The 19,235-nt window shown below is 70.9% G+C and carries 23 protein-coding genes and 1 pseudogene; 19 read left to right on the top strand and 5 right to left on the bottom strand.

Annotated features, from left to right (window positions below; translation table 11 throughout):
- The coding region (locus tag VFE05_10510) for a hypothetical protein (GenBank protein ID HET6230489.1) at nucleotides 1-216 on the top strand (216 nt) is incomplete at its 5' end.
- A 98-nt stretch (nucleotides 217-314) separates the two neighbouring features.
- On the opposite strand, the gene VFE05_10515 is transcribed toward VFE05_10510, so the two are convergent.
- Nucleotides 315-557: a hypothetical protein gene (locus tag VFE05_10515; protein HET6230490.1), complete on the bottom strand. Its 243-nt coding sequence runs from the start codon at nucleotides 555-557 to the stop codon at nucleotides 315-317.
- 391 nt (nucleotides 558-948) lie between these two features.
- Between VFE05_10515 and VFE05_10520 the strand changes: the two genes are divergently transcribed.
- From VFE05_10520 to VFE05_10530, 3 genes are all read left to right on the top strand, one after another.
- On the top strand, nucleotides 949-1,152 hold the full coding sequence (locus VFE05_10520) for a hypothetical protein (protein ID HET6230491.1): 204 nt from the start codon (nucleotides 949-951) through the stop codon (nucleotides 1,150-1,152).
- Between the two features lie 112 nt (nucleotides 1,153-1,264).
- Nucleotides 1,265-1,897, top strand: coding sequence for an alpha/beta fold hydrolase (locus VFE05_10525; GenBank protein HET6230492.1), 633 nt, complete (start codon nucleotides 1,265-1,267; stop codon nucleotides 1,895-1,897).
- 130 nt (nucleotides 1,898-2,027) lie between these two features.
- A complete protein-coding gene (locus VFE05_10530) occupies nucleotides 2,028-2,351 on the top strand; it encodes an SWIM zinc finger family protein (GenBank protein ID HET6230493.1) in 324 nt (107 codons plus the stop codon).
- A 131-nt stretch (nucleotides 2,352-2,482) separates the two neighbouring features.
- On the opposite strand, the gene nth is transcribed toward VFE05_10530, so the two are convergent.
- The 4 genes and pseudogenes from nth to VFE05_10550 all read right to left on the bottom strand — a co-directional run bounded on the left by nth (nucleotide 2,483) and on the right by VFE05_10550 (nucleotide 5,344).
- A complete protein-coding gene (gene nth, locus VFE05_10535; protein HET6230494.1) occupies nucleotides 2,483-3,148 on the bottom strand; it encodes an endonuclease III in 666 nt (221 codons plus the stop codon).
- Between the two features lie 184 nt (nucleotides 3,149-3,332).
- Nucleotides 3,333-4,504 (bottom strand): annotated as a pseudogene (locus VFE05_10540) (IS4 family transposase).
- Nucleotides 4,505-4,626: 122 nt separating this feature from the next.
- Nucleotides 4,627-4,899 (bottom strand): hypothetical protein, encoded by a 273-nt coding sequence (locus VFE05_10545; protein HET6230495.1) that lies wholly within the window; start codon nucleotides 4,897-4,899, stop codon nucleotides 4,627-4,629.
- Between the two features lie 13 nt (nucleotides 4,900-4,912).
- The gene (locus VFE05_10550) at nucleotides 4,913-5,344 is read right to left on the bottom strand and encodes a hypothetical protein (protein HET6230496.1); all 432 of its coding nucleotides are present in this window, start codon (nucleotides 5,342-5,344) and stop codon (nucleotides 4,913-4,915) included.
- Nucleotides 5,345-5,740: 396 nt separating this feature from the next.
- On the opposite strand from VFE05_10550, the gene VFE05_10555 reads away from it, so the two are divergent.
- From VFE05_10555 to VFE05_10625, 15 genes are all read left to right on the top strand, one after another.
- Nucleotides 5,741-6,019, top strand: coding sequence for a hypothetical protein (locus VFE05_10555; GenBank protein HET6230497.1), 279 nt, complete (start codon nucleotides 5,741-5,743; stop codon nucleotides 6,017-6,019).
- Between the two features lie 65 nt (nucleotides 6,020-6,084).
- Nucleotides 6,085-6,879, top strand: a complete 795-nt coding sequence (locus VFE05_10560) for a pentapeptide repeat-containing protein (protein HET6230498.1) — start codon at nucleotides 6,085-6,087, stop codon at nucleotides 6,877-6,879.
- 140 nt (nucleotides 6,880-7,019) lie between these two features.
- Nucleotides 7,020-7,535 (top strand): hypothetical protein, encoded by a 516-nt coding sequence (locus tag VFE05_10565; GenBank protein ID HET6230499.1) that lies wholly within the window; start codon nucleotides 7,020-7,022, stop codon nucleotides 7,533-7,535.
- A gap of 791 nt (nucleotides 7,536-8,326) precedes the next feature.
- Nucleotides 8,327-9,208 (top strand): glycerophosphodiester phosphodiesterase, encoded by an 882-nt coding sequence (locus VFE05_10570; protein ID HET6230500.1) that lies wholly within the window; start codon nucleotides 8,327-8,329, stop codon nucleotides 9,206-9,208.
- Nucleotides 9,209-9,325: 117 nt separating this feature from the next.
- Nucleotides 9,326-9,907, top strand: coding sequence for a BON domain-containing protein (locus tag VFE05_10575; protein HET6230501.1), 582 nt, complete (start codon nucleotides 9,326-9,328; stop codon nucleotides 9,905-9,907).
- 215 nt (nucleotides 9,908-10,122) lie between these two features.
- The gene (locus VFE05_10580; GenBank protein ID HET6230502.1) at nucleotides 10,123-10,644 is read left to right on the top strand and encodes a hypothetical protein; all 522 of its coding nucleotides are present in this window, start codon (nucleotides 10,123-10,125) and stop codon (nucleotides 10,642-10,644) included.
- On the top strand, nucleotides 10,645-12,042 hold the full coding sequence (gene tilS, locus VFE05_10585; protein ID HET6230503.1) for a tRNA lysidine(34) synthetase TilS: 1,398 nt from the start codon (nucleotides 10,645-10,647) through the stop codon (nucleotides 12,040-12,042).
- The gene (gene hpt, locus VFE05_10590) at nucleotides 12,035-12,589 is read left to right on the top strand and encodes a hypoxanthine phosphoribosyltransferase (GenBank protein ID HET6230504.1); all 555 of its coding nucleotides are present in this window, start codon (nucleotides 12,035-12,037) and stop codon (nucleotides 12,587-12,589) included. The genes tilS and hpt overlap by 8 nt, the downstream gene beginning before the upstream one ends.
- 84 nt (nucleotides 12,590-12,673) lie before the next feature.
- The gene (gene ftsH / locus VFE05_10595) at nucleotides 12,674-14,662 is read left to right on the top strand and encodes an ATP-dependent zinc metalloprotease FtsH (protein ID HET6230505.1); all 1,989 of its coding nucleotides are present in this window, start codon (nucleotides 12,674-12,676) and stop codon (nucleotides 14,660-14,662) included.
- Between the two features lie 40 nt (nucleotides 14,663-14,702).
- Nucleotides 14,703-15,572 (top strand): dihydropteroate synthase, encoded by an 870-nt coding sequence (gene folP / locus VFE05_10600; GenBank protein ID HET6230506.1) that lies wholly within the window; start codon nucleotides 14,703-14,705, stop codon nucleotides 15,570-15,572.
- Nucleotides 15,573-15,699: 127 nt separating this feature from the next.
- A complete protein-coding gene (cdaA, locus tag VFE05_10605; GenBank protein ID HET6230507.1) occupies nucleotides 15,700-16,479 on the top strand; it encodes a diadenylate cyclase CdaA in 780 nt (259 codons plus the stop codon).
- A 455-nt stretch (nucleotides 16,480-16,934) separates the two neighbouring features.
- Nucleotides 16,935-17,630: a YggS family pyridoxal phosphate-dependent enzyme gene (locus tag VFE05_10610; protein HET6230508.1), complete on the top strand. Its 696-nt coding sequence runs from the start codon at nucleotides 16,935-16,937 to the stop codon at nucleotides 17,628-17,630.
- Entirely contained in the window at nucleotides 17,627-18,139 is a 513-nt protein-coding gene (locus VFE05_10615) for a DivIVA domain-containing protein (protein ID HET6230509.1), read from the top strand. The genes VFE05_10610 and VFE05_10615 overlap by 4 nt, the downstream gene beginning before the upstream one ends.
- The gene (locus VFE05_10620; GenBank protein HET6230510.1) at nucleotides 18,129-18,977 is read left to right on the top strand and encodes a purine-nucleoside phosphorylase; all 849 of its coding nucleotides are present in this window, start codon (nucleotides 18,129-18,131) and stop codon (nucleotides 18,975-18,977) included. Before VFE05_10615 ends, VFE05_10620 begins: the two co-directional genes overlap by 11 nt.
- Nucleotides 18,978-19,021: 44 nt before the next feature.
- Nucleotides 19,022-19,195 carry a hypothetical protein gene (locus tag VFE05_10625; protein ID HET6230511.1) on the top strand — a complete coding sequence of 58 codons (174 nt, stop codon included), beginning with the start codon at nucleotides 19,022-19,024 and terminating at the stop codon, nucleotides 19,193-19,195.
- Nucleotides 19,196-19,235 lie beyond the last annotated feature (40 nt).

Below are 19,235 nucleotides of genomic sequence, written 5' to 3' on the forward strand. Positions count from 1 at the left end.
AGCAGCTGGTTCCCGCTCTTCGACCGCAACCCGCAACGGTACGTGCCCAGCATCTACGAAGCGCATGAGCCCGATTTCGTCCGCGCGACCCACCGGATCTGGGTGCGCCCGGAGACGGCGAGCCGCCTGGAGGCACAGGTGCTTCGGCAAAGTGCCGCGGCGATGGCAGTTCCGATCTCAATGGCCGTCGCACACGGCATGGTTGCGCCGGGCTGAAAACGGCGATCGCCGCGAGGAGCATCCTCGCGGCGATCGACTTCTTGGCGCCTCGCGGGCCGGTCAGGCGCGCGGGGCGGCGTGTGGCGGGGTCGCGCTCAGCCCACCTCGGCGGGAGCCATCACGCCCAGCACGCGCTCCATGGCCATGGTGTGGCTGCAGGTGTGGTGGCCGCGGAAGTAGTCGCAGTCGCAGTGCCAATGGCCCTCGTGGAAGTCCACCTTGTGGTTGCCGTTCCGGCCGTCGAACTCCACGTCGAGGGCCCGGAAGTGGATGCGCTCGGGCTCCGCAGCGTAGGTCTTGGCCTTCTGGATCTTGTTGACCATTCCGGAATCGAGCATGTGCACCTCTCCGCGATGGGTGAAACAAAAAGCGCCCGCGCAGCAAGCTGCGGGGCGTTCCTAGTGGAGCGTCGTTCGGGTGGACCCACGATCACAGTCCCAGCCTCTCAAACCGCCTCCTCTCTCCTGCGCGGCCACACGGGCGTCTCTTCCGCCCGAGACCATTGTACGGGGATCGGAACTGGCCCGCAACACTTTCGTCCGCGCCTCCTCGGCGCATCGTTCGGGCTCGCAAGATTCGTACTCTCCCGCCTGGACGGCTACTGGCCGCGGCCGTGGGTGCGACGCGCACGGGGGGTGCTCTGCGTCCCGCGCATCTCGTTCCCGGAACGCCTCTTGCGAGTCACTGGGCACGCTCGCGGAAGAGCGGAATGCAACCCGAGGAGGCGAGATGGGCGACCTGAAGACGACCACGCAGCGCACGGACGGATCGAAGTCGGGCGACACGCCCAACGGTGACCCCGGCAGCCACAACACCGGCGCCGAGTTCGGCACACGCGACCCCGCCACGGCGGGCACGAACCGCGACGCCGACCGCTCCGGCGAGTCGATGAACGAGCGCCACAGCCACCCGCGCGACCAGCACCGCGGCTGACCTCTCCGCCGACTGACGCCAACATCCTGACCGGCCGCATCCTCGCGATGCGGCCGGTCTCGTTGCGTCCCCGCCGCCCGCGTATCTTCCCGGCGATGGACGATGTACGACCGTGCGCTCCAGGGCGCCCGACGCTCGCCTCGAAGATCGACATTCCAGCGAGATGCAGATGACGGGAGATGCGCACGCGTCCACGCCGGTGCTGATGGTGCCCGGCTGGGAGAGCTCCGGGCCGCAGCACTGGCAGTCGCTGTGGGAGCGGGCGAACCCGGCGTTCCGCCGCGTCCGGCAGCGCGACTGGGACCACCCGCTCCGCACGAACTGGATCGCCGCGCTGGACGCCGCCGTCGCGGAGTGCCAGCGGCCGCCCGTGCTCGTCGGCCACAGCCTCGGCTGCATCGCCATCGCGGAATGGGCGTCGCGAGCGTCGCGGTGCGCGGCGGGGGCGCTGCTCGTCGCGCCGGCAGACGTGGAGCGGGACGATGCGCCCGGCGCCATCCGCGACTTCATCCCCGTCCCCATGCAGGCGCTGCCGTTCCCGTCCATCGTCGTCGCGAGCACGGACGATCCGTACCTCGGCATCAACCGGGCGGCGGCGTTCGCGGCGGCGTGGGGGAGCCGCCTCGTGAGCGTCGGCGCGGCGGGGCACATCAACACCGCCGCGGGCTTCGGCGAGTGGCGCGCGGGCGAGCGTCTGCTGCGCGAGCTGCTGGAGATGACGCGCGGCTGCGCATCTTCCGCATGAATTTCGGGCTGGCCGGCGGCAGGTTCGTCCACTTCCGTTTCCCGAACAAAAACCGATCTTTCCTCCCGGTGGGGTGTATCCGTTACGTGAGCGGGAGATGCGGATCACACCTGTTCCGGGAGAAGGGAAGATGGCCAGAGAGATGATCGACTTCGCCGCCGCGGGGGGAGTGGAGCAGGGCAGGCTAGAGCGCGGATTGGGCCTGGAGGCGGCAGCGGTGGGGCAGGGCAGATACCGCGTGAGCGGCGGCGCGGAGACGCACTGGGTGGACCTTCGCTCCACGAACGTGCCACGCTGCGACTGCGGCGACCACCTGTGGCGGGAGCGCATCTGCAAGCACATCCTCGCCGCGCTCCTGCGCGAGGGCGACGAGCGCGTGCTGCGCGAGGTGGGCACCCTCGTCCGCGAGCTGCGCGCACGCGCGGAGCCGCCGAAGCGTAGGCGCGCGACCTAGCTTCTGCGCAGGCGGACGCCGCGCATCGGCGAGATCGCCGCTGTTCGGCGACGTCCGGAACCCCGCATCCGCCGTACATCTCCCGCCCCCTTCAACCGAGACCTCGTCGGAGAAGATGGCGTGCCGTGCATCTACCGATGCTCCGTGACGCCCACCTGGCGGCAGGTGTCGAGGACGGGGCAGGTGGAGCACTTGGGCAGGCGCCCGGTGCACACGTGCTTGCCGAACGGGACGAGTCGCTCGTTGATCTCCACCCAGTAGCGCTTCGGCAGCTTCTCCATGAGCGCGGCCATCGTGGCCTCGGGGCTGGGCGCGGCGACGTAGCCCCAGCGGTTGGTGACGCGGTGCACGTGGATGTCCACTCCGATGCGCGGCTGCTTGCAGGCGATGCCCATCACCAGGTTGGTGCACTTGGGCCCCACGCCGCGGAAGCCCAGCATCACCGCCTCGTCGCAGGGCAGCTCGCCGCCGTGCTCCGCCACCACCGTCTTCGCGATCTCCAGGATCTGCCACGACTTCTGTGCGTGGAAGGCACAGGTGCCCACCAGCGCGTCCAGTTCCGCGTGCGGCAGCGCGGCCACCTCGGCCGGCGTGCGGGCGACGGCGAAGAGCGCGCGGGCGGCCGGCAGCATCGTCTCGTCGCGGGTGCGGATGGAGAGGATGCACGCCGCCAGCTGCTCGAACGCGGACGTGTGGCCCAGGTCCGCCAGCTCGAACAGCGCGGCCTTCGGATACGGCCGAACCGCCGTGCGCACCCGGCGCATCACGGAGTCGATGTCGAACGGTCGCTTCTCCAATCGCGATCCAGGGTCGGGAGATGGACGGCATGCGAAGGCCGCGGGGAGAGCGTCTCCTCCGCGGCCTTCGCTTACATCCGATTCGGGTGCCGCGGGCTCAGTCGGGGCGGGTGCCGCCGACGGCCGGGTCGCCCTTGCTCTCGCCGCCGCGCTCGCGGATCACCACCGACTCACAAGTGTCCGGTTAGAAGTTGAAGAGCTGCAACTGGTTGCATGTTGGTTTCTCTGACATTCGGGACTTTGCGGACGAGAAGGCTTGTGCCATCTCGGTTTTCTCAAAGAGGCTGACACTGAGGATCTGTAACATTGTGTAGAGACTGAGTTCGGTCTGGAGGCGCTTCTTGAGGATGGCGACGAGGACGTAAGCGGAGATGGCGATCCAGATCTGCGTGCGGACGGCGTTGTCGGAGGTGCCGTAGAAGGCCTCGATGCGTAGGTGCTGCTTGATCCACTTGAAGAAGAGCTCCACCTGCCATCGACAGCGGTATAGCTCTGCGATCTCCCATGCACTGAGCACGAAGTTGTTGGTCAGCAGGGTGACGCGCTTACCCGTCCCCGGGTCGCGTGAGCGGACGCGCCGCAGGGGCTCGGATAGCCTTCGAGCGAGCGAGGCGTCACCAGCATGACCGTCTGATCGCCGACCAAGCCGGTGGAGCGATCCACCTCGCGGGAGTAGCGGCGCTGGAAGCGGAGGTTCTTCTTGGCCCGAACGACGAAGCTGGCCTGGGCGCGCGTGAAGCGATGCAGGCGGGCGAAGTCCACGTAGCCACGGTCCATCACGTAGATCGCGCCTGCTTCCAGGGGCAGCTCGTCCAGCAGCGAGACGTCGGAGGTACGGGCAGCGGTGATCCGCAGAAACGAGGGGATGCTGCCTTTGAGGTCGAGCAGGGTGTGCAGCTTGACCCCGGCCTTCGTGCGGCGGAAGGGTGCTCAAGGAAAGAGGGACATACACAGCCCGATGGTGGTGGAGTCGAGCGCATAAACCGTCTCCTCCAGCGCCACGCCGAAGTGGTCGCCGGCGTACAGACGCCTGGCCTCGGCGATCAGCACTTGGGCGAAGTCGGCGTAGATCCTCCAATCGCGCTTCTCGTTTGCGTCGGCGAGCGTCGTGCGGGAGATGGCCGGGCAGCGAAAGCCGAGGTGGTACAGCCGCTCGGGAATCGCGCCGAGACAGGCCTCGATGTCGCGCAGGCTCTCGCGAAAGGTGAGCTGCGCGAAGACCATCGCCAAGAACTGGTCCCAACAGGTGAAGCGCCGAACCCGGTGATCGCCCCCATACCGCTTGACCAGACGGCGGAACGTGTGCCGCGGCAGATGGTCGAGCAACTGGGAGAACATGGTGCGTCCCTCGTACATGGGCAGTCCTGGCTGAAGTTCAAGCCAGGCTCGCACCCCGAGGTACCGAGTTCAAGTCGGTGACAGCGCGACACCGACGTAACCTGTTATCTGCACACACACTACAGCATCATCTATTTACGTTAACCGGACAGTACTGCCACCGACTCCGAATCCGGGCGGTCGGCGCTGGGCGTGTTGATCTCGTGCTGGCGCTCCTCGGGCACACCGGCCACCTTCTGGCCGCCGCCGGGGCGCCGGTCCTCGCCGTCGTCCACCAGGCCGGGGGCGCTGAAGTCCGGCCCGCCGCCGGCCGCGTCGGCGAAGCCCGCCTCGGCGAACGCCTGCTCGCCATACGGGTCGCCGTCTTCGATCTCCTCGGGGTCGAACGCCGGGTCGATGTTGCGCTCCGTCATGCTTCCTCCGTGCTCAGGGTCGCGTGCGGCCTCGCGGCCGGATGGTGAACTCCACGTCGTAGCCGTTGCGCGCCGCCCACTCGCGCACGGCGCGGTCTCCCCCGCGGCCGTACGTGCCGCTCTCGCGCGGGCGCCGCGGCGGCGGCTCGTACGGCGGCAGGATGCCGGGCATGCCGTACTGCGGGTTGGATGCCAGCCCGGCCCAGCCGAACGTGGCGTCCATCGCCCACGGCGCGTACATCGGCACCGACGCCCCGAACGGCACGCCCGGCGGCAGTCCGGGCAGATCGGGCGCGCCGCGGCGACGTCCCTCGCCGCCGCCGTGACCGTGCGATGCCGGACGGCCTCGGAACCCCGCGTCGTATCGCCGAGTGCGTCCGCCTCGGAACTCCGCATCGTACCGCCCGCCGCGTCCGCCGCCGAAGCCCGCATCGTAGCCGCGCATCTGACGATCGCCCGCGGGGCGGGAGCGAGGTCCCGCGCCGTAGCCGCGGAATCCGGCGTCGTCGCCGCGGAAGCCCCCGTCGTATCCGCGGAGACCGCCATCGTATCCGCGCTGGCCCGCACCGTATCCACCGAGCTCGCGTGCGTACCGGCCGGCGTGACCGCCCCGTCCGCCGAAGGGTGCGCCGGAGCGCATCTGCCCTGGCCCGGTCATCTGCGCGTCGTATCGGAAAGGTCGTCGCATCACGTCTCCGGAAGTGGCCAAGCGGAACTGGTGCAGGCGTTTGCGCCCGTCGTTCGCGCATGGGGGAACGGGCCTTGCTTGGTGCATGATCCGCGCCGCCCGGGGCGCGCGGATACCGCCGCGCGGCGGGCGCTTCGTAACACGGAGGTGCGGATGGCGCTGGTTGCATGGGTGCTGGTGTGCGTGGCCGCCTCGGCCGCACTTGCCGCGCCCTTCTGGTTGGCTCATTATCTCAACCGGCTGCCCTTCGCGCCGGAATGCCCGCAGTGCAAAGGGGTTACCAGCGAACGGGGGCGGCCGGCCCTGCTGGACCGGCTGCACACGCCCTTGGCCGGTGCGCCGGTGCGCCGCTGCCACCGCTGCGGCTGGCAGGGACGCATGCGCTGGCGCTGGGCCCACCAGCATGCCCGCCACGGCGGCGCCCGCCGCTGAACGGGGCCCGCGCACCCGCCCGAACACAACCAACCCTGCCGGCGCCGCCGGGGGGAGGAAACCGAATGGATCAGAGAATCCTCACGGACCGCGACGTGTGGATGCTGGCCGCCGCCGGGCAGCTCAACCTGCGCGGGGCCAACCTGGAGGGCGCGTTCCTGGAGCGGGCGAACCTGGCCGGGGCCAACCTGGAGCGCGCCAACCTCAAGGGCGCGCGCCTGGCCGGCGCCAACCTGAAGGGCGCGCTCCTGGCCGGCACCGACTTGGAGGGCGCAGACCTGAAGGGCGTGGACCTGATCGGCGCCAACCTGACCGAGGCGTTCCTGAAGGGCGCGCACCTGTGGGGCGCGTACCTGGAAGGCGCCACGCTGGAGTGGGCGTTCCTGGAAGGCACGTACCTGGAGTGGGCCTACCTCAAGCGGGTTCACCTGACCGGCGCCTACATGAAGGGCGCCGTGCTCACCGGGGCGGACATGGAGGGCGCGTCGCTCAAGGGCTGCAACCTGACCGGCGCCTACCTGCGCGGGGCGGACCTGACCGGCGCGTACATGGAGTGGGCGTCGCTGGAGTACGCCGACCTCGCGGGCGCCAACCTGAGCGGGGCCGACCTGCGCGGCGCCCACCTCACCGGCGCCTCCCTGGCCGGCGCCAACCTGACCGGCGCGGTGCTGGTCGGCGCGGTGCTCAAGGGCGCGGACCTGACGGGCGCCACGACCGACGGGGCGGACTTCACCGGCGCGGACCTGGAGCGCGCGGAAGTCGAGGCCCTGCCCCCGCAGGCCGCCGCGTCGTCCCCGCCCACCGCGGAGCCGGAGCCGCAGGCCGCCGCAGCCGTGGGTCCGGGCGAGCGCACGGCCTGACGCCGGGCGTACGGAACACCGTCCCCTCTCCGCCGCGCCGGGTGACCCGCGCAGGATTGCGGGGCCCCCGCGGGCTCTCTAAGTTGTCGCCCGACTCCCGCTGACCGCAGCGCCGCTCCACCGAACCAGGCATTCCCCGCATGAGCCGAGACACCGCCCCGCCCGTGACCGCCAACGCCTACGTCGATCGCCGCAAGGCCCGCATCGCGGAGCGGGTGGGCCGCGGGCTGGTGGCCGTGGGGCACGACGCCCCGCCGCTGGGCGCCGACAGCCTGGACTTCTTCCGCCGCGAAGCCGAGGAGCTGTACTGGAACGAGCTCACATGGGAGGAGCTGACCGACGAGGAGGCCATCTCCGGCGGGCATCTCACCGAGCTGGTCTTCCCCGGCTTCCTGGCTTTCGTGGAGGGGCTGCTGGTGGATCGCGTGCCCGCGGACGCGCAGGCCCCGGCGCGCCCGCACCCGGACGCGGTCGAGGAGATCCTGGCCTTCCTGGGCGAGCGGTACGCCGAGACCACGGCCGAGCTGGAGAGCGGGTGCGACTCGCAGAAGGTGGTGTGGGCGCGGGCCATGACGGCGCGCCTCATCGACCTGGCGCTGTACCGGCTGTACCGCCTCGCGCCCGCCGAGCAGGACCGGGTGGAGAGCGGCGACTGAAGCTTTTCGTCCCCCGGACCGGCACCCGAGCCGCCGACTCCCTGCCGCTTCCGTATGCGAGGCCGCAGGGAGTGCTGTTTTCGGCACGTGCGTTTCGGTGGGATGATGGACGGTGGGGTCGATGGGGCACGGCGGATGGGCAGGGTGCGCTTCGGACGGGCCGCTCCGGAGCCGGCCGGGCGGTACTGCTGCCCGTCCGTCTCCTCCGCGGGGGCGGGGAGCCTCCTCCTCCGGCCAACGGTACGGCTGTTGGCCTCCGTCCGGGGTCTCCCCGCCCGCTGCGCGAGCCCGCCGGCAGCTTCGCCGCGACGGAGGCCACATCGCCCGGCGGTCTCGCTCCGCACATGTTCCTACGGGTACGACGAACACAAAGCATCTCCGCGCCGCGCACGTCTAACCCGTTGTGGGACGCGGGCCTGCGTGTCCGCCCGTGCTGCCGCAGCACCAATGCCGGTCCGATGCGTCTCGCTGCCGAACCGCGGAAGCACACGCAGGTGCTCCCCTACCGGGCAGCGGCGATGTCGCGCTGGATTATTCGACGAAAGGCGACTGCCTCGGTTCGCGACGCCTTCACCCCGTGCAGGGCGCAGACCTGCGCGTCCGCCCGTGCCGCGGACACGCAGGCGGCTCGGTCGACGCGATCTCGCTACGAATGCGTTCTCCGCGTCTGCGGCGTCGTGGCCGCAGATGCGCACCGAACCCCCAACCCTCTCCCGCTTGCGGGGGAGGGTGCGAGCCTAAGCGAGCGGGAGGGGGTATCTCCCCCGCATCTCCCAACCCGATCCCCATCCGTGGCTTCCACCGCCTCACGCCGCCGTCCGGACCACGCGTACCTGGCCGGCGGCCCGCTCCTCATCGCCCACCGCGGCGGCAGCCTCCTCGCGCCCGAGAACACGCTGTTCGCCTTCAAGCGCGCGATCGGGTGGTGGGGCGCGGACCTGCTGGAGATCGACGTCCACGCCACGGCCGACGGCGAGATCGTGGTCATCCACGACGCCACCGTGGACCGCACCACCGACGGCACCGGCCGCGTGGGGTCGATGACGCTTGCGCAGGTCCAGGCTCTCGACGCCGGCTTCCGCTTCACGCCCGACGGCGGCAAGACCTTCCCGTTCCGCGGCCGCGGCATCCGCATCTCCACCCTGCGCGAGGTGCTCACCGAGCTGCCCCACGCGCGGGTGAACGTGGAGATGAAGGAGCCGAGCTCGCAGAATGCCGTCTGGGACCTGGTGCACGAGCTGAGCGCCATGCACCGCGTCCTCGCCGCCGCCGGCCGCCGCGCCAGCCGCGTTCGCTTCGACGCCTACGAGGGCCCCACCAGCGCCGCCGCGGAGGAGGTGAAGGCGTTCTACGCGCTGCATCTGGTGCGCGCCACGCGCTTCTGGAACGCCCCGGTGGACGCCTTCCAGATCCCCGAGCGTAACGGTCCCCTGCCGCTGCTGGACCCGCGCTTCGTGGCCGAGCTGCACCGCTTCAACGTGAAGGTCCACGTGTGGACGGTGGACGAGGTCGCGGACATGCGCCGGCTGCTGTCGTGGGGCGTGGACGGCATCATCAGTGACCGTCCGGACCGCCTGGCGCGCGTGCTCCACGAGGCCGTCGGAAGGCCGCTCCCGCCCGGCCCGCCGGAGGGCGAGGCGGAGCCGTTCCTGGAATGGTTGTTGCGCACCTGACGCGCCCGTCCGGCCGTCCGCCCATCCGCGCCGCAGCACGCTTTTCGCGGGTCGCCGATCGGCGTCCGGACGTCTCTTCCGCAGGCGGTCCACACCCCCAGACGCACAGGAGCAGCGATGCCGCGATACGACGCCGGATGGGGTCCGCCGCGCGGGCCGGGGCGCTACGACCGCCCGTTCTCGCCTCCGCCTCCGCAGGGGCCGCGCGGCTTCGGTCCCGGCGGCCCGCGCCGTCCCGGGGCCCCGCGCGAGGACTTCCGGCCGCACCCCGGCTGGGGCGGGCACGTGGACCGCGAGCGGATGCCGGACGACTCGTGGACCATGCAGGGCGACGAGGACGTGGGCGTGGACTTCGACGACGCGCTGGACGGCGGCGCGATCTACGGCCCGGCCCGCTACGGCCTGGGCCCGTACCACCATCGCCTTCGCAAGCGCCAGCGTCCCGACGCGGAGCTGAAGTCCGGCGTGGAAGAGGCCCTGTTCTACGACACGTGGGTCGACGCCGAAGCCATCACCGTGGAGGTCGCGGACGGCGTGGTCACCCTCACCGGCGAGCTGCCGGACTACGAAGAGATCCGCTACGCGACGGACGACGCGTGGGACGTGGAGGGCGTCCGCGGCGTCCGCACCCGGCTCCGCATCCGCGGCGAGGGCGGGGAAGGCAGCGCGCCGCAGGCCTCGGAGGGCGGACAGCAGTAGCATCTCCCGCTTGCGCGATCCCCCCGCTCGCCGCTTCCTTCCGGAGCGGCGAGGCCGTTTTCGGCTGTCGTGCCGGCCGACAGCCGAAGCCGAATCACGCGTCGCATCTCGCCAGCACGGAAAACCGCGGCGCTCATAGGGTTGCGAAGGCGGGCTTTGCGCCGTCGTTGATGCGGTTTCAACCGCCCGGCCGCCTCGCAATCCGGTCCCTGGTCATGATCTCCCATCCGTCGCCCGCTGCAATGCCCGACTCGTACCTCGATGATCTCGGCACGCCGGAGCTAGCCGTCGGGCCGCTCCGAGTGTGGGTGCACGGGCGGCAGTTCCCGGACGATCCGACTGAGTGGGATGGAAACTGGCTGCGGATCACGGCGCATTGTGCAAGGAGCGGGGCGAGCGTGCGGGTTCACGGCGCGCTGCTGATGTCACAGGGCATCGCGAGGTGGCTGGAGGAGCTTCGGAACATGGACCGTACGCTCCAAGGCTCGGCTCGGCTGTGTAGCCACGAGCCCAATCTGTCGCTGACGGTGGGGCCCGTGGATCGTACTGGGCACCTTGAGATCAAGGTGGAGATCACGCCGGACCACATCAACCAGAGGCACGAGTTCCTGGGCCAGACGGATCAGACTCGCCTGCCCGCCTACATCGCCGAAGCCAAGCGGCTGCTCGAACGTTATCCGGTGCGTGGCACCACGCCAGAGTCGCCGTTGCGCCGCCTATGGCGCGGGTTTCGGTAGATGGCGCGAACTCGACGAACGCCCCCGCTGGACGAGCGATTCCGGCGCGAGCTGCGTGCGCTGGGGCTGCACGGCGCCGGCGCTCACGTGCTCGTCGCGCTCTCCGGCGGCGCGGACTCGGTCACGCTGCTGCACCTGTTCCGCTTCGCATCGGGAGATAGCGGGCCGGCGATCACCGCCGCGCACCTCGACCACGCCATGCGCGACGAGAGCGAGGAGGATGCGCGCTGGGTCGCCGGCCTGTGCCGCGCGTGGGGCGTTCCGCACATCTCCGAGCGTCTCGGCGTCCCCCCGCGGTCCGAGGCGGAGGCGCGGGAGGCGCGCTACGCCTTCCTCCGCCGCGCCGCGTCCGAAGTGGGAGCCACGCACGTCGCCACCGCCCACCACGCGGACGACCAGGCGGAGACGGTGCTCTTTCGCGTGCTGCGCGGCACGGGCACCCGCGGCCTCCGCGGCATCCTGCCAGACGACGGGAACGGGCTGGTCCGTCCCCTCCTGCCGTTCTGGCGCGCGGAGCTGCGGTCGTACGCGCACGCCGCGGGCCTGCGCTGGCGGGAGGACGCGGGGAACGCCGCCGCGGGGCCCGCGCGGAACCGCCTGCGGCTGCAAGTGCTTCCCCTGCTGGAGCGTACGGTCGCGCCGGGGGCCCGCCGCGGGCTCGTGCGCCTAGCAGCCCTCGCCCGTGCGGAAGAGGCGGCGTGGGACGGCCTCACCGACGCGCTCCAAGCCGCCGTGGCGACAGACGAGGAAGGGGCTATCCTGCTTGCCCGCAGCCAACTTGCCGGTTATGATTCGCATGTCGGCGCCCGGCTGCTGCGCGGGCTCCTGCGTCGCTACGGGATCGTCCTGGACCGGGCGGGAACCCGTGCGGCGCTTCAGTTTATTACCGCGGCACCCAGCGGACGGCAGATGCGGCTCCCCGGCTCCCTGCGCATCGACGCGGAGTTCGGCCATGCGCGCATCTCCCGAGCGGAACCGGAGCCCGCGCCGCCGGACGCGTCCCTCGCCATCGCCGGACCGGAAGGCCGCGGCACCGCCCGCATCGGCGGATGCACGCTGACGGTGGAGTGGAGCACCGGCGCTTCCCCGTCTTCCGAAGCGGAGGACGACGACGGCGGGATGCTCGCGGCGCTGGCGGCGGACGGGCTGCGCTTTCCGCTGGCGCTTCGCGGCTGGGCGCCCGGCGACCGCATCCGCACCGCGGGCGGCACGCGCAAGGTCAAGAAGCTGCTGGGCGAGCGCCGCATTCCGCGCGCGGCCCGCGTGCGGGTCCCGGTGCTGGCGGACGCACAGGGCACGCTGCTCTGGCTGGGGGGCGTGGCCCTCGCGGCAGGCCGGGCACCGCGGCCCGGCGCCCCGGCACTTCTTCTACGGATCACACGGACAGGTGATGGCTAACTCGACGGAGACCCTCGCACGCACCGGCGGACAGGCGCTGTCGCGCATCGTCTACACCGCAGACGACATCGCCAGGCGCGTGGCCGAGATGGGAAGGGAGATCACCGAAGACCTTCCCCCCGACGAGGACGTGCTGGTGCTGGGCCTGCTCAAGGGCTCCTTCATCTTCCTCAGCGACCTGGTCCGCGAGATCACCCGCCCCGTGGAGGTCGACTTCCTGGTCGCCTCCAGCTACGGCAGCGGCACCACCACCTCGGGTGAGGTGAAGCTGCTGTACAACCCCAACGCCGAGTTCCGCGGCCGCCACGTCATCGTGGTCGAAGACATCGTCGACAGCGGAACCACCCTCAGCCGGCTCATCCCGCTGCTGGAAGCGCGCGAGCCGCGGTCGCTCGAGGTGTGCACGCTCCTGCACAAGCACATCGCCGAGAACCTGGTGCGCGAGCCCCGCTGGGTGGGCTTCGACGCGCCGCACGAGTTCCTGATCGGCTACGGGCTGGACCACTCCGAGAAATTCCGGAACCTGCCGTTCATCGGGAGCCTGTAAGGGCACCCGGCGGCGGTTCCCCGTCCTGCATGGCGCTCGCGGGCGCGCGGCTCACCGGCCGCCCGCACCGCGAAGGATAGAATCATGGCAGATCGCGACAACGGCAGCTCCGGGCAGTCCAAGTGGGGGCGGATCACCAAGACCGTCTCGTTCTGGGTGCTGCTCATCCTAATCCCGCTCACGCTGGTGCAGCTCGCAGGCGCCGCCAAGGGCACGCGCCAGGAGGTGGAGTACTGGCGCTTCCGCCAGGAGGTGGCGCGCGGCAACGTGCTCGACGCCACCATCGTGGACGGCACCACGGTGGAAGGCGCCTTCAAGACGCCCGTGTCCGTGGCGCGCGGCACCGAGACGCGGCGCGTGCGCGAGTACCGCATCCGCCTGCCCATCCACGACCCGCAGACGCTGCCGGCGGAGTTGGAGAAGGCCGGCGTGCGCCTCTCGGGCCGCGAGGCCGACCGCGACTACGGCGGCACGCTGCTGGGCTTCCTTCCGTGGCTGCTGATCCTGGGCTTCTGGATCTTCATCTTCCGGCAGATGCAGTCCAGCGGCAACAAGGCGTTCCAGTTCGGCAAGAGCAAGGCGAAGATGCTCACCGCCGAGTCGCCCAAGGTCACGTTCGACGACGTGGCCGGCGCCGACGAGGCCAAGGTGGACCTGCAGGAGATCGTGGAGTTCCTGCGCGACCCCAAGAAGTTCTCGCGCCTGGGCGGCCGCATCCCCAAGGGCGCGCTGCTCGTGGGGCCTCCGGGCACCGGCAAGACGCTGCTCGCCCGCGCCGTCGCGGGCGAGGCGGGGCGGCCGTTCTTCAGCATGTCGGGCTCGGACTTCGTGGAGATGTTCGTGGGCGTGGGCGCCAGCCGCGTGCGCGACCTGTTCGAGCAGGGCAAGGCCCACGCGCCGTGCATCATCTTCATCGACGAGATCGACGCCGTGGGCCGGCACCGCGGCGCCGGGCTGGGCGGCGGGCACGACGAGCGCGAGCAGACGCTGAACCAGCTCCTGGTGGAGATGGACGGCTTCGAGAGCACGGAGGGCGTGATCCTCATCGCCGCCACCAACCGGGCCGACGTGCTGGACCCCGCGCTCCTGCGGCCGGGCCGCTTCGACCGGCAGATCATCGTGGACCTGCCGGACCTGCGCGGGCGCGAGGGCATCCTCCGCGTGCACTCCAAGAAGATCCCCATGGCCAACGACGTCAGCATCTCGGTGCTGGCACGCGGCACGCCGGGGATGAGCGGCGCCGACCTGGCGAACCTGGTGAACGAGGCGGCGCTGCTGGCCGCGCGGCGCGACCGCGACATGGTGTACATGGCGGACTTCGAGGACGCCAAGGACAAGGTGATGATGGGCGCCGAGCGCCGCTCCTTCGTGATGAAGGAGGAGGAGCGCCGCAACACCGCCTACCACGAGTCCGGCCACGTGATCTGCACCGTGCTGGTGCCCGGTAACGACCCGGTGCACAAGGTGACCATCGTGCCGCGCGGCGGGGCGCTGGGCATCGCCTTCACGCTGCCGGAGGACGACCGCGTGAGCATGACGCGCCACCAGCTGGAGGCCAGCCTGGTGCGCATCTACGGCGGCCGCGTGGCCGAGGAGCTGGTGTTCGGGCGCGAGCACGTGACGACCGGCGCCACCAGCGACATCCAGAAGGCCACCAGCATCGCGCGGAAGTACGTCACGCAGTGGGGCCTGAGCGACGCCGTGGGCCCCATCCTCATCGCCGACAACAACCAGGAGGTCTTCCTGGGGCGCGAGTTCGGGCACCGCCGCGAGGTGTCGGAGAAGACGGCCGAGCTGGTGGACGCCGAGGTCTCGCGCGTGATCACGCAGGCGCAGGACCGCGCTCGCCAGACGCTGAGCGAGAACTTCGAGCTGCTGCACCGCATGGCGGCGCTGCTGCTGGAGCGCGAGACGCTCACCCGCGACGAGATCGACCTGATCGTCGCGGGCAAGGAGCTGCCGCCGTTCCGGCCGTCACTGTCCATCCCCGGCCCGGCGATGATCGACGTGCCGGCGCCCGCGCCGCAGCGCGCCCCCGGCGGGGTCGAGGGGCTGACCCCGCGCCTGGCCTGAGGAGCGTGCGGGGAGCGGAGCGCGCCCGCCCGGAGATGCCGTGACGGCGGGCCTCGCCCGCGCGGACGCGGCGTGGAGCCTGCCGGGCGGCGAGATGGCGCTCGAGCGGCCGGTGGTGATGGGGATCCTGAACGTCACGCCCGACTCCTTCAGCGATGGGGGCCGGTTCCGCTTGCCGGAGCCGGCCCTCGCGCGCGCCCGGGAGATGGTAGAAGCCGGCGCGGACATCGTCGACGTGGGCGGCGAGTCCACCCGCCCGGGCTCGGCAGCGGTATCGGCAGACGAGGAGACGGCGCGCGTGCTACCGGTGATCGCCCTGCTCAAGCAGCGGCTGGACGTCCGCGTCTCGGCCGACACGCGGAAGGCGGAGGTCGCGCGGGAGGCGCTGGCGCTGGGCGCCGATGTGGTCAACGACGTGTCCGGACTGGGCGATCCGCAGATGGCGTCCGTCCTCGCCGCGTCGGACTGCGGGATCGTGCTCATGCACACGCGCGGCACGCCGGAGACGATGCAGTCGCTGGCGAAGTATGGCGACGTGGCGGAGGACGTCGCGTCCGAGCTCGGGTCCGTGCTCGACCGTGCGATCGCCGCGGGCATCGCAGCGGAGCGTATCGTGCTCGACCCGGGCGTGGGGTTCGCGAAGGCGGGCGAGCAGAACAGCGAACTGATCGCCCGTCTCGGCGTCGTCGCGCGGCTGGGGCGTCCGCTGTTGGTGGGCGCTTCTCGGAAGGCGTTCATCGGCCATCTCCTCGGCGGGATCGCGGCGGACGGGCGTGACGCGGGCACGGTGGGAGCGTGCGTGGCCGGGCTCGCGCGCGGCGCCCGCATCTTCCGCGTGCACGACGTTCGTTCCGCCCGCCACGCGCTGGACGTAGCGTGGTCCATCCTCCGCACCCCGGCCGCCGAGTGACGATGGAGATGCGGGCCTCGGCGGTGAGTGGGGATGAGAGGAAGATGCGCGGCGGTGCATCTTCCAGAGCTTTGTCGGATTCGACTGGAGGAGATGTGGGCAGGGGCGGATGCGGGGGAGGTGGGGCGTGAGTCCGTACTTCGAGCGGCTGGGGTTCCTGGCGCCGGACTGGAAGGACCTGGTGGAGATCGCCATCGTGGCGGTGCTCTTCTACCGGATCCTGCTGCTCCTGCGCGGCACGCGGGCCATCCAGATCCTGCTGGGCTTCCTCTTCCTGCTGGTGGTGGACGGCGTCTCGCGCCTGCTGGGGCTCACGCTCATCGAGTTCATCCTGGAGCGCTTCTTCAGCTTCGGGGTGTTCGGCGTGCTCGTGGTCTTCCAGCCGGAGCTGCGCAGCGCGCTGGCGCACCTGGGCCAGAACCGCCTGCTGCGCGTGTTCTCGCGGCTGGAGGAGAAGGAGATCGCGGAAGAGATCGCCGAGGCGGCCGAGGAGCTGTCGCGCAACAAGGTGGGCGCCATCGTCGCCATCGAGCGCGAGGTGGGGCTGGGCGAGTTCATCGACACGGGCACGCCGCTCCAGGCGCGCGTCTCGGCCCCGCTGCTGCAGAACATCTTCACGCCGTACTCCCTGCTGCACGACGGCGCGGCCATTATCCGCGGCGACGAGATCGTGGCGGCGGGCGCCATCCTCCCGCTCACGCAGTTCCCCGTGACCGACAAGAGCCTGGGCACCCGCCACCGCGCCGCCCTGGGCCTCTCGGAAGAGACCGACGCGCTTGTCGTCGTGGTTTCCGAAGAGACGGGGCAGATCTCCATCGCCCACCGCGGCAAGCTCCAGCGCAACCTAGACGGCCAGCACCTCAGCGACATCCTCTCTGGGCGGACGCCGCTGGCGCTGGTGGGGTAAGAACGGAGGGATCGTCCGGCCGCGTGCGATTGTGCTGCGGGGGGTGCCCCCTCCCGCTCGCTTAGGCTCGCACCCTCCCCCGCAAGCGGGAGAGGGTTGGGGTTCCGGCGCGTTTCGGCCGCGCCGTCGCCCGGCCGCGGATAGATGGTTGAGGAGCAGCCTGCGCAGGCGGGCTTTGTGCCTTTGTAGCCCGCGCGTTTACGCGCCTGGGCGATGCTGCCGCGCTACTCTCTCCGTCTCGGCTCGAGCGCCTGCCTTTCTCGCGCTGGGGTCGATCGCCTCCCGCCCATCGCATGCTCAGCTGTGTGCGGCCCATCGACCGCGCCGGATTGGCAGCGATGCGAGCCCCGCATCTCCCGTTTCGCCGGTCCGTGGGTCCACATCTCCCGAAACTGCTGTGTGGCCTGCCGGGTCTCGTGCTTGCTCGGTTCCTTGCGCAGGCTTACAATCCCGCCATGGAACCGACTGAGCTTGCGGCGCGGGTCGCGGACGTGCGGGAGCGGATCGAGCGGGCGCGGGAGCGTGCGGGGCGCGCGGAGCCGGTGACGCTGGTCGCGGTGACGAAGACGCATCCCGCGCAGACCGTGGCCGATGCCATCGCCGCCGGGCTGACGGACGTGGGCGAGAACCGCGTGCAGGAGCTGGAGGAGAAAGTGGCGGAGGTTGGGCGCGACTCTGTGCGCTGGCACCTGATCGGCCACCTCCAGCGCAACAAGGCGGACAAGGCGCTGCCGCTCTTCGACCTGATGCACTCGGTAGATTCGCTGCGGCTGGCGGAGGCCGTCTCCGCCGCGGCGGTGAAGCAGGGGCGCGAGGCGGCGGTGCTGGTGCAGGTCAACACCAGCGGCGAGGGCACCAAGGGCGGCTTCGCGGCGGAAGCGGCGCTGGACGCCGCGGGACGCATCTGCGAGCTGCCGGGGCTGCGCGTGGAGGGGATGATGACGATGGCGCCGCTGACGGACGACGAGGCGGTGATCCGGCGCACCTTCGCGGCGGCGCGCGCACTGTGGGAGCGCGCGGGGCGCGAGGTGACGGGCTTCAGGGCGACGCACCTTTCGATGGGCATGAGCAACGACTTCGAGGCCGCGGTGGAGGAGGGGAGCACCCTCGTGCGCGTGGGCTCGGTCCTCTTCGGGGAGCGCGGCCGATGATCGACCTTACACCGCTGGACGTCCGTAAGAAGAAGGGCGACTTCCGCAAGGTGATGCGCGGCTACGACCCGGAAGCGGTGGACAACTTCCTGGACGAGGTCGCCGCTCGCTTCGAGGAGCTGGTGCGCGAGAACACGGCCCTGGCCGCCAAGGCCGAGGGCATGACCGACGCCATCACCGACTACCGCCAGCGCGAGCGGGCGATGAACGAGGCGCTCGTGAGCGCCCAGCAGCTCCGCGAGGACATGCGCGAGCAGGCCACGCGCGAGAGCGACTTCCTCCTCCGCGAGGCGCGCACCGAGGGCGAGCGCATCGTGGCCGAGGCGCGGCGTGCGGCGGGCGGCGCGGCCGAGTCGCTGAAGCGCATCCAGGCGCAGCGCACGCGCTACCTGCGCCTCTTCCGCGCGCTGGTGGAGCGGCAGCTGGGCGAGATCGAGCAGGAAGAGGAGCGCGGCATCGCGGCCGCGCGCATCGAGGCGGAGAACGAGGAAGCGGCGGATGGCGAGTAGCGTGGAAGCTCCGGCGGGCGCCTCGCTCGCGGAGCAGGTGGCGAGCGCGGTTGCGGCCATCCGGGCGCGGACGCAGGCTGCGCCGTCCGTTGGGATCGTGCTCGGGACCGGGCTGGGGGCGCTGGCGCGGCGCATCGAGGTGGAGACGAGCATCCCGTACGAGGAGATCCCCGGCTTCCCTCTGAGCACGGTCGAGTCGCACAGCGGACGGCTGCTCTTCGGCACGCTGGGGGGCAAGCAGGTGGTGGCGATGCAGGGCCGCTTCCACATGTACGAGGGCTACTCGCTCCAGCAGGTGACCTTCCCGGTGCGGGTGATGCGGGCGCTGGGCGCGGACGTGCTCGTCGTCTCCAACGCCTGCGGGGGGATGCACCCGTACTGGAGCCCCGGCGACCTGATGCTCATCACCGATCACATCAACCTGCTGGGCGACAACCCGCTCGTGGGCGCCAACGACGACGCGATGGGCCCGCGCTTCCCGGACATGAGCGAGCCGTATGACGCGGGGCTCCAGGCGCTGGCGCGCGATGTGGCCACGGAGCGCGGCATCGTGCTGCGGCGCGGCGTGTACGTGGCCGTCCCCGGGCCGAACCTGGAGACGCGCGCAGAGTACCGCATGCTCCGCGCGATGGGCGCCGACGTCGTCGGCATGTCGACCGTCCCGGAGGTGATCGTGGGCGTGCACTCCGGGATGCGGGTGATGGGCGTCTCCATCATCACCGACGAGTGCTATCCGGACTCGCTCCAGCCCGCCACGCTCGAAGCGATCATCGCCATCGCCACCGGCGCCGAACCGCACCTGACCGAGCTGGTGGAAGGCGTGGTCGCGCGGATCTGAGCGGTCTCGGTGCGGATCGCCTCTGAAGGGGGAGGGAGACGCACATGAAAGAATTCGATGCAGTAGCGATGACCCGCAGAATCCGGGATTCGCACTACGAGCTGTTGAAGGATGCAACGCCGGAGGAACGCATCCGCTTCTATCAACAGGGGGCGGAACGCGTCCGCAGGGACTTCACCCGCCCGAAAGAGCAACCCGGCGGCACGCCTCGCGGTTGAAATCGCGGCAACGACTGCGCAAAGTCCCCCCGCGGGGACT

It is taken from the genome of Longimicrobiaceae bacterium (assembly GCA_035696245.1).
GTDB lineage: Bacteria > Gemmatimonadota > Gemmatimonadetes > Longimicrobiales > Longimicrobiaceae > DASRQW01.

Excerpts from the sequence above, each read along its gene's own strand:
- VFE05_10515 (HET6230490.1), bottom strand. The coding sequence starts at position 557 with ATGCTCGATTCCGGAATGGTCAACAAGATCCAGAAGGCCAAGACCTAC.
- VFE05_10520 (HET6230491.1), top strand. The coding sequence starts at position 949 with ATGGGCGACCTGAAGACGACCACGCAGCGCACGGACGGATCGAAGTCG.
- VFE05_10530 (HET6230493.1), top strand. The coding sequence starts at position 2,028 with ATGGCCAGAGAGATGATCGACTTCGCCGCCGCGGGGGGAGTGGAGCAG.
- VFE05_10545 (HET6230495.1), bottom strand. The coding sequence starts at position 4,899 with ATGACGGAGCGCAACATCGACCCGGCGTTCGACCCCGAGGAGATCGAA.
- VFE05_10550 (HET6230496.1), bottom strand. The coding sequence starts at position 5,344 with ATGCGCGGCTACGATGCGGGCTTCGGCGGCGGACGCGGCGGGCGGTAC.
- VFE05_10555 (HET6230497.1), top strand. The coding sequence starts at position 5,741 with ATGGCGCTGGTTGCATGGGTGCTGGTGTGCGTGGCCGCCTCGGCCGCA.
- VFE05_10560 (HET6230498.1), top strand. The coding sequence starts at position 6,085 with ATGGATCAGAGAATCCTCACGGACCGCGACGTGTGGATGCTGGCCGCC.
- VFE05_10565 (HET6230499.1), top strand. The coding sequence starts at position 7,020 with ATGAGCCGAGACACCGCCCCGCCCGTGACCGCCAACGCCTACGTCGAT.
- VFE05_10575 (HET6230501.1), top strand. The coding sequence starts at position 9,326 with ATGCCGCGATACGACGCCGGATGGGGTCCGCCGCGCGGGCCGGGGCGC.
- VFE05_10580 (HET6230502.1), top strand. The coding sequence starts at position 10,123 with ATGATCTCCCATCCGTCGCCCGCTGCAATGCCCGACTCGTACCTCGAT.
- tilS (HET6230503.1), top strand. The coding sequence starts at position 10,645 with ATGGCGCGAACTCGACGAACGCCCCCGCTGGACGAGCGATTCCGGCGC.
- hpt (HET6230504.1), top strand. The coding sequence starts at position 12,035 with ATGGCTAACTCGACGGAGACCCTCGCACGCACCGGCGGACAGGCGCTG.
- ftsH (HET6230505.1), top strand. The coding sequence starts at position 12,674 with ATGGCAGATCGCGACAACGGCAGCTCCGGGCAGTCCAAGTGGGGGCGG.
- VFE05_10610 (HET6230508.1), top strand. The coding sequence starts at position 16,935 with ATGGAACCGACTGAGCTTGCGGCGCGGGTCGCGGACGTGCGGGAGCGG.
- VFE05_10615 (HET6230509.1), top strand. The coding sequence starts at position 17,627 with ATGATCGACCTTACACCGCTGGACGTCCGTAAGAAGAAGGGCGACTTC.
- VFE05_10620 (HET6230510.1), top strand. The coding sequence starts at position 18,129 with ATGGCGAGTAGCGTGGAAGCTCCGGCGGGCGCCTCGCTCGCGGAGCAG.
- VFE05_10625 (HET6230511.1), top strand. The coding sequence starts at position 19,022 with ATGAAAGAATTCGATGCAGTAGCGATGACCCGCAGAATCCGGGATTCG.